General features: G+C 56.0%; 17 protein-coding genes. 1 reads left to right on the forward strand and 16 read right to left on the reverse strand.

Annotation, left to right across the window (positions count from 1 at the left end; translation table 11 throughout):
* Positions 1 to 103 precede the first annotated feature (103 nt).
* From ACMGGK_RS22375 to ACMGGK_RS22415, 9 genes are all read right to left on the reverse strand, one after another.
* Positions 104 to 922, reverse strand: a complete 819-nt coding sequence (locus tag ACMGGK_RS22375) for a hypothetical protein (protein WP_143779098.1) — start codon at positions 920 to 922, stop codon at positions 104 to 106.
* Positions 923 to 1047: 125 nt separating this feature from the next.
* On the reverse strand, positions 1048 to 1572 hold the full coding sequence (locus ACMGGK_RS22380) for a fimbrial protein (RefSeq protein ID WP_053090359.1): 525 nt from the start codon (positions 1570 to 1572) through the stop codon (positions 1048 to 1050).
* A gap of 54 nt (positions 1573 to 1626) precedes the next feature.
* Positions 1627 to 2112 (reverse strand): fimbrial protein, encoded by a 486-nt coding sequence (locus tag ACMGGK_RS22385; RefSeq protein ID WP_161801396.1) that lies wholly within the window; start codon positions 2110 to 2112, stop codon positions 1627 to 1629.
* 11 nt (positions 2113 to 2123) lie between these two features.
* Complete coding sequence (locus ACMGGK_RS22390; RefSeq protein ID WP_065426406.1) at positions 2124 to 2633, reverse strand: fimbrial protein; 510 nt, start codon at positions 2631 to 2633, stop codon at positions 2124 to 2126.
* A 13-nt stretch (positions 2634 to 2646) separates the two neighbouring features.
* The gene (locus tag ACMGGK_RS22395) at positions 2647 to 3309 is read right to left on the reverse strand and encodes a fimbrial protein (RefSeq protein WP_049299757.1); all 663 of its coding nucleotides are present in this window, start codon (positions 3307 to 3309) and stop codon (positions 2647 to 2649) included.
* A 36-nt stretch (positions 3310 to 3345) separates the two neighbouring features.
* The gene (locus ACMGGK_RS22400; RefSeq protein WP_164053116.1) at positions 3346 to 4104 is read right to left on the reverse strand and encodes a fimbria/pilus periplasmic chaperone; all 759 of its coding nucleotides are present in this window, start codon (positions 4102 to 4104) and stop codon (positions 3346 to 3348) included.
* Between the two features lie 43 nt (positions 4105 to 4147).
* Positions 4148 to 6679, reverse strand: a complete 2532-nt coding sequence (locus tag ACMGGK_RS22405; protein ID WP_164053114.1) for an outer membrane usher protein — start codon at positions 6677 to 6679, stop codon at positions 4148 to 4150.
* A gap of 46 nt (positions 6680 to 6725) precedes the next feature.
* Positions 6726 to 7271, reverse strand: coding sequence for a fimbrial protein (locus ACMGGK_RS22410; RefSeq protein ID WP_049299760.1), 546 nt, complete (start codon positions 7269 to 7271; stop codon positions 6726 to 6728).
* A gap of 94 nt (positions 7272 to 7365) precedes the next feature.
* Entirely contained in the window at positions 7366 to 7908 is a 543-nt protein-coding gene (locus ACMGGK_RS22415; RefSeq protein ID WP_049299761.1) for a fimbrial protein, read from the reverse strand.
* Positions 7909 to 8338: 430 nt separating this feature from the next.
* On the opposite strand from ACMGGK_RS22415, the gene ACMGGK_RS22420 reads away from it, so the two are divergent.
* Positions 8339 to 9094 (forward strand): winged helix-turn-helix domain-containing protein, encoded by a 756-nt coding sequence (locus tag ACMGGK_RS22420; RefSeq protein WP_049299762.1) that lies wholly within the window; start codon positions 8339 to 8341, stop codon positions 9092 to 9094.
* A gap of 74 nt (positions 9095 to 9168) precedes the next feature.
* Here ACMGGK_RS22420 and ACMGGK_RS22425 read toward each other — a convergent pair whose 3' ends face one another.
* The 7 genes from ACMGGK_RS22425 to ACMGGK_RS22455 all read right to left on the reverse strand — a co-directional run bounded on the left by ACMGGK_RS22425 (position 9169) and on the right by ACMGGK_RS22455 (position 16268).
* A complete protein-coding gene (locus ACMGGK_RS22425; protein WP_164053966.1) occupies positions 9169 to 9633 on the reverse strand; it encodes a hypothetical protein in 465 nt (154 codons plus the stop codon).
* A 3-nt stretch (positions 9634 to 9636) separates the two neighbouring features.
* The gene (locus tag ACMGGK_RS22430; protein WP_228009779.1) at positions 9637 to 10377 is read right to left on the reverse strand and encodes a winged helix-turn-helix domain-containing protein; all 741 of its coding nucleotides are present in this window, start codon (positions 10375 to 10377) and stop codon (positions 9637 to 9639) included.
* Positions 10378 to 10697: 320 nt separating this feature from the next.
* The gene (locus tag ACMGGK_RS22435) at positions 10698 to 11315 is read right to left on the reverse strand and encodes a DUF2238 domain-containing protein (RefSeq protein ID WP_420277276.1); all 618 of its coding nucleotides are present in this window, start codon (positions 11313 to 11315) and stop codon (positions 10698 to 10700) included.
* Positions 11316 to 11436: 121 nt separating this feature from the next.
* Entirely contained in the window at positions 11437 to 12456 is a 1020-nt protein-coding gene (locus ACMGGK_RS22440; RefSeq protein ID WP_370456249.1) for a YncE family protein, read from the reverse strand.
* A gap of 106 nt (positions 12457 to 12562) precedes the next feature.
* Positions 12563 to 13423, reverse strand: a complete 861-nt coding sequence (locus ACMGGK_RS22445) for an isochorismatase family protein (RefSeq protein ID WP_420277277.1) — start codon at positions 13421 to 13423, stop codon at positions 12563 to 12565.
* 3 nt (positions 13424 to 13426) lie between these two features.
* Entirely contained in the window at positions 13427 to 15055 is a 1629-nt protein-coding gene (locus ACMGGK_RS22450; RefSeq protein WP_420277278.1) for a (2,3-dihydroxybenzoyl)adenylate synthase, read from the reverse strand.
* 7 nt (positions 15056 to 15062) lie between these two features.
* The gene (locus ACMGGK_RS22455; protein ID WP_049186371.1) at positions 15063 to 16268 is read right to left on the reverse strand and encodes an isochorismate synthase; all 1206 of its coding nucleotides are present in this window, start codon (positions 16266 to 16268) and stop codon (positions 15063 to 15065) included.
* Between the last annotated feature and the right edge of the window lie 8 nt (positions 16269 to 16276).

Genomic DNA, 16276 nt, shown 5'->3' on the forward strand with positions numbered 1-16276 from the left:
GTTTTAAAAAATGCCTAAAACATATCCATCACGAATATATTTATTAATCTAATTTTTTAAACAACCACAGAATTCCTCTCATCTGAAATAAGAAGAATATCAACTATGGTAAAACAATTATTATAGTTTTTGACCCCCGGAATGTACCGATACTGCCGTCATAACCTGCCAGCGTAGAGGTTAAGGTCAATGACACGCCCGCGGGTGTAACGTTAACAACTTTCCCCTCACCTAAACCAGTGCCGTCTAATTTCAGCTCGCTGCGAAAACCGCCAACCCCTTTGAAAAAAATGTTGCTGGAATGATCTGCCGACATGAGCCGCGCTTGAAGATTACCGGTGCATTGCACATATAATGAAGTTCTGGCAATATTCCCGTTGACCTTATCCGAACTGAGTGAACCATGCCGCAATTCCGCGTTCGGCATATAAACGCCGCAGTAAGTTGGGCTGACTTTAACCTGACAAAAATCTTTACCTCCTGGCATCGGAATATAAGCAGCACCTCCCTGGCCCTGATTAGGATATCCAAGAAAGACACATGACATAGAGGTGTCACCCCCCTTTAAATTATGGACATATGTCCAATTAAGATCACCTCGTCGTCTGAGATAATCGCCCAACTCCCCTAGCGTTTTAATCCCCCGAGCTTCGGGCACATATATAGACATCTGAGGGGGAGTTGAAAGTCCCCAGACACTACGATGGATAATATAAACATAACAGGCGTTACCGTTACAATTGTAAAGTGGATTAGGTGTCGTGTTATAAATATCCCATGACGTTATCTTGGCTCTAATCTTCCAAAGGCCTGATATCGCTGGTTCAATTTCTGGTTCTATCTCCCAAGGAGAAGAATATGCAGCAGGCATAAATACCAACATCGACATAATTGAAGAAAAAAAACCACCCGTTTCAGGCAACTCAATATAATACCACCCATCTTTTTTCCTTACTTACTTTTCAATAACTAACCGGGAATAAGGTTATCAGCCAATGACGAATTATCTAACATTAAAATAATAAACTTTCACCCTTACAATAGATTTCAATCATAGTGCAGTAAAAACGTTGCCACAGCGCTAAAAACGCCTCTGCTGATAGTATTATTTTTTATCGCCTCAGGCTCACCACGCACATAGGCTTTAAGCGTGATTCTGTTGCTTCCCGCCTGCAACCGCTGCTTACCGGTAAGTTTATTCAGGGGCAACAATTCTCCGGCAGTATTTTCCAGACCAATAGCAATTCCGCTCGCGCCACCGCTATTGATGGCCAGCAGCCCCGGCAGTGCAGCACTTTCCGTGCCGCTGAAAGAGACGCTTACCGTTTCGCCAAGGCTGAGATCGCATTCCATTAGTTGCAGAACAAACTCTTTCCCTGGCGTGCGTTGGTTGAGATAGAGATATTTATCGATCACCGTGCCAAAATCCAGCTCAATATTTTCTTCCCCGGGAGCAATAACGCAGGGCTCCGCTACCAGTTCGCCGCTATAGTTGACGGCTAACGTGGGCGCCGCGCTCCAGCAGGCATGGCTAATACACAATAATGCCAGCGGCAGCAAAGTCTTTTTCATCCCATCTCCTGGTTAATAGTATGGATGTCTTTTATTATTCACCGTGAATTCGATTTAATAATATTCAAGACGAAGCGAGGCATTCGCATTAAACATACCCGGCGTTAAAACCGCATTGGGGCTCTTAACCGGCACCACTTTCACATGACGCTTAACGCTGCCAACACCGCCCATATAGCCACCGACAGCAAGATCGGAGAATCCATTATTAACCTGGTACTGTGCCTTAATCCCCAACCCGTTAATATTGGTCGCCAGCGCTGAGGCATCGAAATCACTCGGATTACCGACGTAGCTGATTTTAAAGGGAACGTCGAAACCCGAGGGGCAGGTTATATCAACAGCAAATGACTTTTTGTAGCGCTCGCCATCTATTTTATTGACACCAACCGTCTCAAAATTGACGTTTATCGGCTGCCCGCCGTTGAACTCGCAGGGCACATCCTCTCGCAGTGTTCCCTTAAAACTCATGTTGTCCGCCGTCGCCCCTTGAGCTGTGATACCCAACAGGATAAGGCAAACCATGCCAAGCTTTTTCATCGCCGCCTTCCTCATTGATAAGCCACCAGCAGAGTGGCGCCGGCAGTAAAGGCGCCGCCGGGCAACGTCTTACCCGTTTTTTTTACCGGTACCGCCTCTAATAATGGCGTTTGATTATCCGAATAGGTGAACTTCAGCCAACTATTAATATTAAGCGGCTGCCCATCGGCGTGTAACGCCACGCCGAAGTCACTGATGTTAGTCTGCAACGCAGTGGGATCAAAGGAGGTCGCATTACCCTGGATCTTCATCTGCAAAGCATTGGACTTACTACCTGAACACTCCAGTGTATAATCCACTTTTTTCTTATAATTGCTGCCATTCACGCTAACCGTCAGGATCTCGCCGAAGTCCACTTCGATGGTGCGATTGCCGTTGATCACACAAGGCGGCGGTACCTGCACCGTAACGCTGACCGTCACGGTGGTCGCGCCGGTCAGTGGCGATATCCCCACACAAAGGAGAAACATCGCCGCATTACGCCAAGAGGTGAAACAACCGGCCTTAAATTTATGCGTCATGTTCCTTGATTCCTCAATCATAGCTCAGGCTAAAATCCACCGTGGCGCGATAGGCTCCGGCCGCCAGAGGGGCCGCCGTGCGCTCCGGCACCACGCTATAGCTCAAGGTATTCTGCCCCGGCGTCAATAGCAGCGGCTCGCCGCGGCCGCCCAGCCGCACGTCCTGACCACGGCCGTCTTCAAGACGCAACCCCAGGCCGGCAACGCCCTGCACCTTAACCAGTCGCGGATTGTCCGCATCCTGCACCGCGCGGAAAGCCACCGTTACCGCCGGCTGATTTTCGGCCCAGGTTAAGGCGCCGGTGCGTGAATCCCGGCTACCGGCCAGACTGCGCAAGCAGTCTTTCAGCTGTAACTCAAAGGCTACCGGCGCGCCACGGTCACCGATATTCTGCAGACGCCCAGTGCCGATCTCCCCCAGGCTGATGTCTTGCCACGCACTTTCCATCTCCAGCCGACAGGCGCTCTCCGTTAACGCTCCGCGCACCTGCAATACGCCATTGGCGCCGTCGGTGTACCAGTTGTCCGCGACTTGCCCTTGCGCGGCCGGCATTAGCCACAGCATGGCGCCTAAAGTCAGCGGCACCATCAGCGCCAACCCGCCCAGGGACCCGTAATAGCGCAAATCCTGGCGCTCCGGCAGGTGTTTTTTCAGTTTGTTGCTCATCCATTGCATCTTATTCCTCCCGATTCCCCGCCGCAGCCGATAGCATTACGACTTGCTCTTTTCCGGTACTACCTGGCAAGTGGCGCTACTGCAGTTGAACGTCAGTTGCGGCCGGCCACCGTAGTCGTTGATGTAAGTCAGCACCGGACCGGCGCCCAATGCGGCGGCGCTGGCACCCAATGCCGCACTGCCCTTCGGCGGCACCATCAGCGGTTCAAAGTCTTTCACACCCGCTATGCCCTTTTTGGCGCCCGCGTCCACGATAGTTACGTAGTAAGGCGTCGGGTTATTCACCACGTACTTGTCGCCCTGCTTGGTCAGCGTCAGCTGTTCCTGCCAGGGCGCGGCATTCTGCTTCGGCGCAATCGCCGCCGGGCGATAGAACAGCTTGATACGCGTCTGCAACGCAATCTGCAGCGTGTTCGGCTTGTCGCTCTTCGGCGGGATCTCGCGCAGGTTGAAGTAATAGAGCGATTCCCTGTCCTGCGGCAGCTGTTTGGTCGCCGGCAGCGCCTGGATCTTCACCTGGCTCGGCTTACCCGGCTCCACGCGTTGTACCGGCGGCAGCACCGCCAGCGGGCTCTGAATCTTGTTGCCCTTTTCGTCCTCCAGCCAGCCCTGCGCCAGGTACGGCAGCTGTTTGTTCTGGTTGCTGATGTTCAGGCTGACGGATTTTTCGCTACCGTCGAAGATCACCCGGGTGCGATCCAGCGCGATAGCGGCCTGCACCTGTGGCGCCAGCAGCGAGCCCAGCAACAAGGTAGCCATCAGATGCGGTTTGTTCATTGCAAAGTTCTTTTTCATACGTTTATCACTCTTACAGATTCAAATAGGGTGTTCGTGCTCATTACGCTTCTGGCTCATTGGCCAGCAATGCCCGACACGGCAGCAGCAGGTTGCTCATCATGTCAGCCGGCAAGGTTTGCGGCAGGCTGATGGCGCACTGCGCCGCGCCGTTCCAGTGCACCGTCATGCTTTCACCTGGTCGGATGCCACTCAGGTAGACGCTGCCGCCGTCGTTCACTATCCCTGTATCCTGCTTGTTGGCGTTCATCACCGTAGCGCCGAACGGCGGCGTGCTGCCGTCCGCCAGGCGGATAACCGCCATCGCCTTCTCCCCGGCGATCACGTCAAACTTGCGGTAGCCGATCGCGCCTTCGGTCAGGGTCGCCTGCACTACCGATTTGGTGGCCTCGGCGTTATCCCCCAGTTGGTTCAGATCGATGCTGGCCTTGTTGCGGTAGTAGCTGTTAACGTCCGTCACCACCGCCTTGCCCCAGCGGTTAGTGTCAACCGTACTGCCATAGCCACGCACCGGCACCTCAGCCACGCCGCCGGTATCCAGCAATAGCCGGGTACTGCCCGGCATGCCGATACGGTGCAGCGCGCCGCCCTCTGCGGTCAGGGTGGCACCGCCCTGGGCGCTGAAGCCCAGCGCGCTGTAACTGCCCTGCTGATAGCTGGCGTTGGCGCTCAACTGGGCCATATCGCCCTCACGGTTGTAATAGCCGCTCAGATTGGCGCCATTCCTGGCACTGCCGACGCTCAGCTGGTAGTTGCTGTGCTCATCCAACCTGTCGTAATATCCCACCCGCTGGCTGCTGTCGTTGCGGTTTGCCGAGGCGTTGTAGCTCAGGTTGCCCCCCTGCCCCCACGGCATCGACAGCGACAGATGCATGCCGTCATCGTTGGTGTTTTCATACTTATTGCGATAACCGGTCAATGACAGGCTCAGGTTTTTAAACCGGCCGATATCGAAATAGCGCGACAGCGTCAGGTTGTAGCGATCGTTGGCCGGCCGATCCCAATAGGTCTGGTGGTCATAGTTCAGATACAGGCTCAGGCCGATATCCCGGAACTGCTGGTTAAAGGTGATGGTGTACATCTCCTTGTTGTTGCCCACCCGGCCACCGGAGTAGCGGGCGTCCAGATATTCGCTCATGCTCATAAAGTCCTGCTCCGAGAAGCGGTAGCCGGCGAACGTCACCTGGCTGTCGGTCTCGTCAAAGGTCTTCGAATAGCTCAGGCGGTATGAGCCGCCGCTCAGCGTGCCGTCCTGCTGCGGCAACCGCGCCCGCGACTGGGTAGCGTCGAGCGACAGCGCCCCCAGCGCCATCAGATCGCGGCCGATACCCAGCGAAGCCGCGTTGTAGTCGCCGCCGAACAGACCGCCGCCGTACAGCGACCAACCGTTGCTCACCCCCCAGGAAAACTCGCCGGTGCCAAACAGCGGCCCATTGCTGCGTTGCTGCCAGTCCGAAGGCTTGCCCGCAGCCATTTTGAAGCGCCAGGAGCCAGGGCGCGTCAGGTACGGGATGCTGGCGGTGTTCATCTTGAACGCCTGCACGCTGCCGTCCTGCTCTTCCACCTTCACGTCCAGCTCGCCGGAGACCGCCTCGCTGATGTCCTGGATGCGGAACGGCCCCGCCGCCACTTGAGTCTCATATATCACCCGCCCCTGCTGGCTGATGGTGACTTTGGCGTTGGTTTTCGCCACCCCGACCACTTCCGGCGCATAGCCGCGCAGATTCGGCGGCAGCATGTTGTCGTCAGACACCAGGCTGACACCGGTGAAGCGGAAGCTGTCGAACAGACCGGAGTTGAGGTAATCCTCCCCCAGCGTCAACCGCGAACGCAGCGCCGGCAGTGCGCGGTAGGCATAGTAACGGCTCCAGTCCAGCCGCTGATCGGTACCCTGCCCGCTACCGGTTTGGTGATTGAGCTGCCCCTGCCAGTCGGCGCGCAATCGCCAGGCGCCGAAATTGGCGCCGGCGGTGCCGTTGCCGCTCAGGCTGTTGCTCTGCCCGCCGCTCCGCTCCTGGCGCTGAGTCTGGCCGTTAACGTTATAGTCAAACAGCAGGCCCGGAATGCCCTCATCCCAGCGCGACGGCGGATCCCAGTCTGGCGATGAATATTCCAGATAGGCCTGCGGAATGCTCAAATACAGCGCCGCCGTGGCTAAATCGCCGCGCGCCTCCATGCCCTTCAGGCTGGCGATATCCAGACACTCATCCTGATGCCACCAACGCAATTCTTTCGACGCATCCGGTTTCAGCCCCAGCTGTTCCACCAGCGCCGGCGAAATACAGGCCTGGCTGCCCTGAGCATCGTCATCCGGCGGATAAAAACTGACGCTCTGTTCCGGCAATTCATTGTTATTAAGATGAATCACCATGGCATAGGCGCCCGGCATAATATAGCCGCTGCGTGAAAACTGGCTCAGGTCGATATTTTTTCTATCGTTTACGTCCAAAATATCGGTATTAAACTGAATGCCGTCCTCAGCTTCTGCCTTTGGCGTCAAATGCGCTAACGCCAGAAATATACCAACACTTAGCGCATGAGGACGAAACAGCTTCCATGCAGGAGAAAAAAACATATCCACGACCCTGTTATTTAATAGTGTTTATCGGCAGAGCTCAGCCTCAGTAGTAGTCAACTTTGAATCGAATCGCAGAGTAATAAGCTCCCGGCCGCAGCGTTTTTTTATTGGCTACCAAACGCATCTCATAATTAAGACGCATACTTCCCGGCTCTATTTCTCCAGTGGGCAACGGACTACCGGGCCTGGCAACATTTCCGTAAGCATCGGCTATCTGCAGACCAACACCCTTCGCTTCACCGTCAACGCCGAATAACCCATCATCATTGTCACCATCAAATGTCATTTGAAAGTGTTGCCAGTCACTTAGTTTTTTTTCAGTACGAGACAATACACAGTTAGTTAACTCAATAGAAAAACCCTTGGATATTCCTTTCCCATCCCGAACGATATCCGCGACCGGTACCGTCTCCATCTCGATCACCTGTTCTTGACTTTCAGTGGCGATGGCGCAGGCGGTATCAATAATGGCTCCTTGCATATTGACTCGCCCCCATCCCTGAGAGGAATAAGCGGCCTGAGAGTCATTTGCCATTAGCAATGAGGCTAATATGCAAGGAAGCATTAATTTTGCATGAAAATGGCTCATAGAATATTCCCTATTCACAAACTTTTCCGTCTCCGGGTATTCCTGAAAAGCATGCGGGCAAGCCCGCATGCTAAATTAAGGAAAACAGCCGGGCTTACTGGTAAGCCAGGGTGAAGTCAGCCACGGACTGGAAGTCGCCCGGGGTGATGACAGCGGTAGAAGCCTTACTGCCCTGCAGATAGGCAGAGAAGTTCAGGGTGTTGTTGCCGTTCTGCAAGGTTTGCGCCGCTGTTGCTTTACCCAGTTCAATCAGCTTACCGGAACCGTCGGTGATGGCGATGCCGGCGCCTTTAGCGGTACCGGTAATGCCCAGCAGTTTGTCGTCCTCTACCGAAGAAGCACCGGTAAATTTGATAGAAACGGTATTGTTTTTACCAGGCGAGGTATCCGTCAGCTCACAGTTTTCCAGCTTAATCACGAAGTTCTTAGGCGTAGACTGGCCGCCGTCTTTCAGCGCCACGTTAGAAACCTGGCCCAGGTTAACGGTCTGGTCTACGGTTTCTGGGGTAATGGAACAAGGAGCGTCAATGATCGCGCCTTTAAAGGTCACGGTACCGTGGCCCTGATCCGCTGCGTGAGCCACAGAAGTTACGCCGAAAGCCAATACTGCTGCCATCATGATTTTGTTCAGTTTCATATTAAATCCCTTACATTCCTTAGTAAGAAAGAGGTACTCATTGACGTCAATTAGATCAACAATTCACTCTTGATGTTTAACGCGCCGCTTTATTATTGGGCGCAGATTCTTTCGCTGATACCTGCCTTTCAGCGTTCCGTATCAGTGGCAACAAATTTACCCCACCCAGATCAAAAATAAAACGTTATATCGCAAAAAGACAAAAACACAGGATTTATACATGAAAAATACACATTAAATAGATTTAAATACCAAAAAATAGAAATTAAATAAGGCTAATTATTTTTTAATACTTGTAAACATAAGGTCTAATTACGATAATTATACAAAGACAGGGAAAAATCCTATTGACCAATATTACGAAGGATTGAAAAAAAGACAGACAGGTCTCAGAATCATCTCTCGACAGGTAAGTTGACAGGTTGAAAAAATGATTTTCCATATAAATAACAACGTTCTCTATGATGAAGTAGAGAATACGCTGTCGCATATTGATAATGCGGCGACAAAAATAGTCTTACTTAGACCCAGTGCCAGGCTGTTATCACTGTTCATCCGTAACAATAATGTATTGTTAATGCGTGAAAGACTGCTTAATGATGTCTGGGTTGAACATGGCCTTAAAGCTTCGAACAACAACCTGAATAACTATGTTTCAGGACTACGTAAGTCGCTGGCGCAGTTCGGTGAAGAAACGCTGATTGTCACCTATCCACGGCAGGGCTTTAAATTTACCGCTGATATCATTCAAGAAATAAATAGTAAAGGAGGAGAAAAGAGAGATATAAATAATCTTGCAGAGGATGCTGCATTGGGTAATCCGATAGATTTAACTGAGAAAAATAATAGCGCCACGCGCTCATTCAGGCATCTGGCCATGGCGTTCTTTGCCTGCCTGGTGCCGTTTGCCGCTATCGTGCTTTATCAGAATGCCACCCGCATCAGCATGTATCCTTTAGGCGATTACCAGCGTTGCCAGATTTACAGCATGAGTTCAGGCAGCGGCAACCTGCCTCAAATCAGGCAGTTTATCCAGCGCGCCGGTTTTAACTGCCGAAGTAAAGCAGACGTGTATTACTACGACAACATCCGCGACGAAGCTTCACAGAAAGACACCGAGTTACTGACCTTCTGCCCACGGGAAGGCGACAGCCCGTGCATTTATAATTATATCGATAAAAACTAGCGTTGATATTGCAAGCGTTATCCCACCAGGCCAGGTAATATTCAGCCCCCTTGGTTTAGCCAAGGGGGGTTTTCTTAAGAGGTGGTACACACAAATAGCGGTGCATGATTATCTGCGAACAGAAAGCGCTGGGTATCTAGCCGTTCAATGCGCCAGTGTAGTTGCATTCCCTTCACCGGCAACCGCCGATTAAAATCCTCAAGCCTTATCGAGTCATGCGGTTTCTTGATATTTTCCTTCACCCACAGCGTATAGTTATTGCCCTGCCGCCGATAATCCATAACCAGAGTGCGCGAGACTACATAGTGATCCTTACCGTCATAGACTCTGCCGTTCAACAATATGTTAATGCGCCGCGGGCCATCAGGAATCACGTTTATCAGAACAATGCGTTCAACGCTGCGGCCGGCAATGTTGTCTGTCACGTGTTCAACCGCCCGGCACTCCGGGATTTGCGGTTTGAAAAATAAAAAGTAACCGGCGATAGCGCAGCAGCCCATAGCCAGTAATGCCACAATCGCGTAACCATATCGTTTCATCGTTTACAGGCCCCAGCCTTCATAGAAACTCTCGCATTGCACCTTGTTATCCGCCATTTGCGACTCTGGGCAGTAATAGAAATAGGACGTTCGGGTTCTCCCGGAGCCATTTGGCGCCAGTGTTTGCGTGTCGTAGTAGAGCAGCGTCGCCGGTTCGTTGCAGTGAATCTGTGGCCGCTCCTTCAGCATGTCGCGCAGATGATCCAAATCGACCTTGTTGATCGCCGGCTTATGATAGGTGGTGATAAGACGCACGCTGCAGCTGTCGATGCGCCCCACGTCGACCGTGCTGGCCGGCAGATAACCCGCATCGAACCATGCCCAAATACTGCAGCCCAGCGCCAGAACCAGCAAAGCCGCCAGTCCGGCGGCTTTGAAACGCGTATAGTTGCGTACAGCGACGGAGCCTACCTCAGGGGGGACGCCCACATCCTGGCCCACCTCCGGAGCCGGATCCTCTGCGGGCGCCTGGCTGTCCGCCGTTTTGATCGTAGCGGCGGTGAACATAAAACCTTGCCGCGGCAAGGTGACGATGATCTCCTCCTCGCCGAGCGAAGAGAACGCCTTGCGTAAAATTGAAATGGTATTGTTGAGGTTATTACCGGAAGCGACCTGGCCGTGAGCCTCCCACACCTGCGTCAACAACGTCTCTCTGGATAACACCAGATTGTTGTTTCTGACTAATGTGGAGAGCAGGCGGTTCAGCGTGGCCGTCAGCGTAATCGGCGGGATATCGTCATGCACCGAGACCAATTCCGATCTATCTTCGTGATATTTAATGTTATTATTAATTATGTATCTCATACATTCCCTGCGCTACAAACCATGTCAACGCCAATTCCCCACCAAACAACATGATATTAGCACAGCAATTATAATAAGAAAATTCTTACCAATTGAATATAAATTCATATAAAACAATGAAATAGAAACAACAAATCATAAAGAACAGCGGAACCTTGGACGCAGTTAAAGCTCCCGGCCTTCGCTTGATGCGACAACGTTCATTGCGATATATATAAAAAAACCCGCCATAACGGCGGGCTAATTCGGTTTGAAATTTATCAAACTAAGCGAGCGATTTGCCGCTTCTGCCAGCGCCCAAACAGCAACAGGCCGCACATCGCCCCGAGCAGCGCGCAGAACATGTCGGACTGGGTGTCCCACGGGTCGCCCTGGGTGCCGAGAAACTCGTCGGCGCCCTGGCCCAGCGCCAGCGCCACCCACCATTCGATCAGCTCATACAGGGCACTGATGGCGAGCGCGATGCAGCACACCACGAAGCCCAGCATCTTGCGCCCCTGTACATAACCACCGCGCAGCAGGATCTCGCGCGCCGCCAGCGCCGGCACCAACCCCTGGAAGAAGTGCCCCAGTTTGTCGTACGGGTTACGGCCAAGACCCAGCCACTGCTGCACCTCAAACCCCAGTGGCACGCGGGCATAGCTGTACATGCCGCCGAAAATCAGGATCAGCGCGTGGAAGAAAATCAGCGTGTAGAGCAGCGGCGTCAGCGGGTAACGGCGATGGGTCAGCCACAGCAGCGGCAAAACGATCAATACCGGCGCCACCTCCATCAGCCAGGTGGTGCGATCGTAAGGGCTGATGCCGCTGTGGATCAGCGCGGCCAGCAGCAGCAGAGTGATAACGGACAACAACAGCGGTGCGCGTGAGACGGGCATAACCAACGTTCCTTCGGGTCAATAAGGCAATCCACACTTTATACCGCAGATCGCACGGCGAAAAAAAACAGGCGGAGCGTCGCCGCTTCGCCTGTTCGGTGTGCGCTTACCCAGCGTAGGATTATTTCAGCGCGACGCGGATCACGTCGTCCGGCGCAGTCGCTTCTTTCTCGCGGCTGGAAGCCTGCTTGACGCTGACATACAGCGTTTGGCCATCCGGCGACAGCGCCAGGCTGTTCGGATGGGTCGGCGTCTTGATGGTGTTCAACACCTTGTAGCTCTTGGCGTCGATCACGCTCACTTCGCCCGCCTGGCGGTGGGTGACGTAAACTTCATTGCGCGCCGGGTTGAACAGCACCGCCAGCGATTCCGGCACGTCGATCTTGCTCAGGATGTTGCCGTTGCGGGTATCCACCACCAGCACCTGCGGCTGCTTGGAATCGGTGATGAAGGCGCGGTGAGTGGCGGTATCCAGGCTGATGTTCAGGAAGAAGTGCTCTTTAGACTCATCCAGCTTCTTGCGCGACAGCACCTTGTTGCTCTGGGTATCGATGGTCACCAGCTCGCCGTCGGCGTTGGTGACGTACAGGCGTTTGGCGGCGGCGTCCAGCGCCAGGCCAGTGCCGTACTTGCCGGTGTCGGTCACGGTGGCGCGCAGGGTCAGATCCTTGCCGTCCACCACCCATACTACGCTGGAATCCCCCAGCCCGGTGATATACAGGGTATCGCTGTCGGCATCCGCCACCAGTTCGCGCGGCGCCAGCGGCTTGACGGTTTCGGAGCGCTGGCGCGCGTCCAGCACCAGGCGGCCTTTCACGTCACCGGTTTTGGCGTCGATGGCGGTTACCGAGTTATTGACGGTGTTACCGAAGAACAGCGTGCCGGTCTTGGCGTTGACGGCGGCGCCGAACGGCTTGATGTCGTTATGGATAATTTGGGTCACGTCCAGCGTGGTCGGATCCAGACGGTAAACGATGCCGCCCTTGTCCAGCTTGCGGCTCTGCGAGGTGGCCAAGTAGAGCGCGTTCTCGCTCGGGCTGTAGGCCATTTCATAGGCGCCTTTGCCGACCGGCTTGCGCAGCACTTCCGGCGCGGTTTGCGCCTGCAAAGTGTTGGAGAACAGCAGCGTAGACAGCAGCATCAGCGGAAATGCCGCACGTTTTCCCTTGGTGATCAAAGTATTCATCAAAATCTCCTTATAAAGCCAACAGGGTGGCCGAACGGCCGCCCTCTGCTCGTGATTAAAATCAGGCTTTCTCTTCGGAAAGCAGCGCCCACCAGCTGTCGATGGTCGGGTTGCGCGCCAGCGCGATAAAGTCGATGTCGCTGCGGATCTTGCGCCAGCGGGTCGCCAGCTCCATGATGCGCACCGAATCCAGACCGTAATCGATCAGGTTTTCATCGTTGCCCATGTCCTCGCTGTCTTCGTCCAGCAGCGGCAGGATCTGCAGACGCAGCGCATCGATGCTGGCGATGCCGGCCGCCGGCAGCAGAGACGCGGTGGTCACCACCCGGCCGCAGCGGCCGGCGGTGTAGCGCAGCGCCATCAGGTGTTCGTCGCGCGAGAAGTCCGCCAGGCCGTCGGCCACCATGAACGGCTGGATGTTGCGCATGAAGGCGTCGATGGCGGTGGTCAGGCAGCCGATGTGCGCATACACGCCGCAGATGATCAGCTGATCGCGGCCGGACTCCTGCAGGATCTCCTGCAGCGGCGAGCGATGGAAGGCGCTGTAGCGCCATTTCACCAGCACCGTGTCGTCTTCGTCCGGCGCCAGCGCAGCGGTCACCGCCTGCTGCTCAGGGTGCTTGTTCAGGCCCGGCCCCCACATGTCGTTCAACAGCGCGCGATCTTCATCGCTCTGCTGGTTCGGCTGCGCGGTATAGAACACCGGGATGCCCTGCTGCTTGCAGTAGCGGCGCAGGTTGGCGATGTTCTCCACCACCTGTTTAATCAGCGCGCTGTCCTCGCCCCAGAAGTTGAGGAAATACTGTTGCATATCGTGGATCAACAGCGCGGCGCGCTGTGGCTCCACCTGCCAGGTGACTTTATTTTGCGGCAGTTCGTCCGCCGTCGGCAGCGCGTAGTCATTAAGTTTTGGAATGGCCATCGATTAATCTCCCTGAGCCTGAGTCTGTAGTTGCGCGTCGAGCTGCTGGCGCAGCCGTTTTTTGTCCACTTTGCCGACCGGGGTCAGCGGCAGGCTGTCCACCTGAATAAAGCGATCCGGCAGCTTGAAGTCCGCCACGCCCTGCTCACGCAGGTGGCGGCGCAGCACCACCGGTTTCAGCGGCGCGTTGGCGATGATATAGGCGCAGCTCTTCTCCCCCATCAGCGCATCCGGCATCGATACCAGCGCGGCGTTGATCACGTCCGGATGACGCAGCAGCAGGTTCTCGATCTCCTCGGCGGCGATCTTCTCCCCGCCGCGGTTGATCTGGTCTTTCTGCCGCCCCTGCACGGTGATGTAGCCGTCTTCGCTGATGCTGATCAGATCGCCGGAGCAATAGAAACCGTCGGCGTCGAAGGCGTCGGCGTTGTGCGCCGGGCTCTGGTAGTAACCGCGGAAGGTGTAAGGCCCGCGCGTCATCAACCGTCCGACCTCGCCCGCCGGTAACGGATTGCCGTCGTCATCCGCCACCCACACTTCGTCGTCCGGCGACATCGGCCGCCCTTGCGTCGCCAGGATGTGGCGTTCGTCATCGTCCAGCCGGGTGTAGTTCACCAGCCCTTCCGCCATGCCGAACACCTGCTGCAGTTGGCAGCCGATTTCGTTCTGAATGCGCGCCGCCAGCGTTTCGCCCAGCTTGGCGCCGCCCACCTGCAGCAGTTTCAGGCTGGCGAGCTGGGCATTGCCGCCCCACTCTTCGATCGCCTGCAGCCACAGCGTGACCGCCGGCGGCACCAGCGCCGTCACGTTGATTTGGTGCTGTTCGATCAGGCGGAAGCATTGCCCGGCGTCCGGATCGGCGGCGAACACCACCAGCCCGGCGCCATAAAACACGCCCAGCACGCCCGGCGAACTCATCGGGTAGTTGTGCGCCACCGGCAGCGCGCACAGATAGCGGGTCTGCGCGTCGAAGCGGCAGATCTCCACGCTGCGGCGAATGCTGTAGTAGTAATCATTGTGGGTGCGCGGGATCAGCTTCGGCGTACCGGTGCTGCCGCCGGAAAGCTGGAAGAACGCCACCTGATCAGCCGCGGAAGGCTGCGCGGCGAAACCGTCGCTCGCTTCGTCCAGCCAGGCGGCCAGCGCCAGCTCGCCCTCGGCCTGGCTGCGCAGCGCCACGACGCGCAGCGAAGGATGCGCATCGCGGAAGGCGTTCAGGAATTGATCGTCGGCAAACAGCGCGTGCCGGCGATCGGCGATCAGCAGCGCCGGTTTGATCTGCTCGGCATAGGCGTTCAGCTCACTGCGCTGATGGCTGAACAGCGCGTTGACCGGCGCCACACCAATTTTCAGCAGCGCGAAGAACACGATATAGAACTCCGCCACGTTGCCCAGCTGCACCAGCGCGGTGTCGCCGGATTTCACGCCGCGGCGCAGCAAAGCGGCCGCCAGGCGATCGGAGCGCTGCTGCAGCTCGCGGTAGGTCAGGCTGCCCTGGGCGTCGATGATCGCCGGAGCGTCATTGTTGGCCTGCCGGTCGAGGATCTCGGTCAGCGGCTTGTCAGTCCAGTAGCCGCGCTCGCGATAGCGGCTGGCGAACTCCGCCGGCCAGGGGGTAAAGGCAATGCTCATCTTGTCGTTATCCTTGATTTATACCAAAGGCACGCAGAATGGTGCTGAGTTTGGTGCCTGTTTCATGCCATTCAGATTCGGGTGAAGAGTCTTCCACGATGCCGGCGCCGGCGAACAGCCGTACCCGGTTGCCGTCAACGGTGCCGCAGCGAATAGTCACAACCCACTCGCCGTTGCCTTCGTCGTCGCACCAGCCGACGATGCCGCCGAACAGGCCGCGATCGAACGGCTCCAGCTTGCCGATCAGGGCGTGCGCCTCGGCCGTCGGCATGCCGCACAGCGCCGGCGTCGGGTGCAACAGGCAGGCCAGCGACAGGGCGTTTTCGTCGGGAGACGCCGCCTCGCCGTCGATCGGCGTGGAGAGATGCCACAGCGTGGTGGTGGTCAACAATTCAGGGGTGTGCGGCACGTTCAGGTAGCGGCAGCGGCCGGCCAGCACGTCACGCATGCTTTCGGTGACGATGCGATGCTCGTGGCGATCTTTCGCCGAGGCCATCAGCCGCTCCCCCACTTCGCGATCGCGCTCTGGGTCGGCCTCGCGCCGGGCGGAACCGGCCAGCGGATTGGAATAGAAACGGCCGCCGTCCTGGCGCAGCAGCAGCTCGGGGCTAGCGCCCAACAGCGCGCCCTGCTCCAGCGGCACATGGAAATGGAAACCGTGCGGGTTCTGGGCAATCACGCGCGCCATCAGCGCATGGCGATCCACCGGCTGACGCGTTTCGATCTCCAGCAGGCGCGACAAGACCACTTTGTCCAACTCACCGGCCTTCATCGCGTCGACGGCGTCGCTGACCATATTCATGAACGGCTGCTGTGGCGGCAGTTCCGTTACCCCGGCCAGCTCCGGCCCGTCCGCCGCCGGCCTAACGCCGGCCATAAAGGCGGCGCGATCGAACCAGCGGCTCTGCTGCGGAATAAACAGCGCCGAAGGCTGCCGGGTATCGAACGGAATGGCGCCGCACAGCAGCGGTTTTTTGATGCCGGCCTGGCGGGCCTCGGCAAACGCCTGCCGTACGCTGCGCTGGAACTCGCCGTTCAGATCGGCGCCGTCCGCGGCCGGCAGGCGAATGCGGCTGAAACAACCGGTGGTGGTCAAGCTGCGGAAAGGGGAGGTAAAGAAGAAGCCCGACGCCGGAGAAAAATCAGCGGCAAACCGCTGCTCTTCGCACTCCTGCACTTCCTTTCGATTGATGTCGTTCACGGCAGTATCCATCGCTTCGC

The sequence above is a fragment of the Serratia sp. BNK-33-b genome (assembly GCF_048684565.1).
Classification (GTDB): Bacteria; Pseudomonadota; Gammaproteobacteria; order Enterobacterales; family Enterobacteriaceae; genus Serratia; species Serratia marcescens.